This is a genomic window from Aestuarium sp., from assembly GCF_023253315.1.
Taxonomy (GTDB): Bacteria; Pseudomonadota; Alphaproteobacteria; order Rhodobacterales; family Rhodobacteraceae; genus Marivivens; species Marivivens donghaensis.
Genome location: NZ_JALRGW010000087.1, coordinates 1 through 1,176 on the forward strand (window position 1 = coordinate 1; position 1,176 = coordinate 1,176).

Here is a 1,176-nt window from a genome sequence, read left to right on the forward strand (position 1 = left end):
CACGCTCGCCAGCACCGCTGTCGAAGGCGTCACCAGACGGATAATTAGCGACAGCTCGCGCATGGTTCCGATGAAGCTAAGCAACATCCCAGACATCAGCCCGTTCGACGCCAGCGGCACTACGATGCGCCGCACGCGTGCCAGCCAGCCGATGCCCTGGGTGCGCGCCGCCTCTTCGAGCGATTTATCGATCTGCAAGAGCGCCGCAATGCCGGTGCGCGACGTGTAGGGCAGGTTCTTGACCGCCGCGATCAGCACGAGAAGCGCGAAAGTGCCATAGAGCGCCGGCATCGGCCCGATCGGCTTCGAGAACATGCCGATGTAGATCGCGCCGAAGGCGACCGACGGGAAGATGTAGGGCAGGAAGGCCGAGGTCTCGAGCGCCTTTGACGCCATGGTACCGCGGGTGCGCACCACCACGTAGCCGACAAGAAAGCCGAGGAGCCCGGTCAGCAGCGCCACACAGAGCGCCAGGCGGATGGAATTCCAAGCCGCGCCAAGGATCTGCGGGTTGTGGAAAACGCCCGGATAGAGCGCATTGACCTCGCCACGCTCACCAAACCAGTAGTGCAGCGTCAGGTTCGACAGATCGTAGTTCCCGGCGGTTTTGGACAGGGATTCCAGCAAAAGAAGGCCGATCGGCAGTATCACCGTGAATGAGAGCAGGAGCACCACGAGGCCCAGCACCAGCCAGCGCGCCGGGCCGAGGTCGATGGTCTTCGAGCGCACGCCCTTGCCGGACATGGTCACAAAGCTCTTGCGGACCCCGATCATGCGCTGGTTGATCCAGATGAACAGCACCGCCATGACCACAAGCACCAGCGCCAGAAGATAGCCGTCGCCGACATTACGCGAGCCGATGGCGGCATAGATCTGCGTCGGCAGGGTGAAGTAGCGGACCGGCATGCCGAGTACCGCCGGGGTGCCGAACGATCCCACCACGCGGATGAAGGTCATTACCACGGCGGAGCCCAGAGCGGGCAGCACCAGCGGCATGGTGATGGCCGCGAACTGGCGCAGGCGCGACAGGCCCGCGATGGCACCCGCCTCTTCGAGCTGGCTGTCCACCGTGGTCAGTGCGCCCGACAGGATCAGGTAGGCATAGACGTAGTAATGGAACGCCAGGCAGATGATGATTGGCAGCGCCCCGAAGGCCAGCCAGTCGGGCGGCTGCAC

1 protein-coding gene is annotated in these 1,176 nt (G+C 63.9%); it reads right to left on the bottom strand.

What is annotated here, in order from left to right; all coding sequences use genetic code 11:
- Window positions 1-1,176, bottom strand: a 1,176-nt coding sequence (locus AC1QQ2_RS14290; RefSeq protein ID WP_479713639.1) for an ABC transporter permease, incomplete at both ends; no start/stop codon positions are given.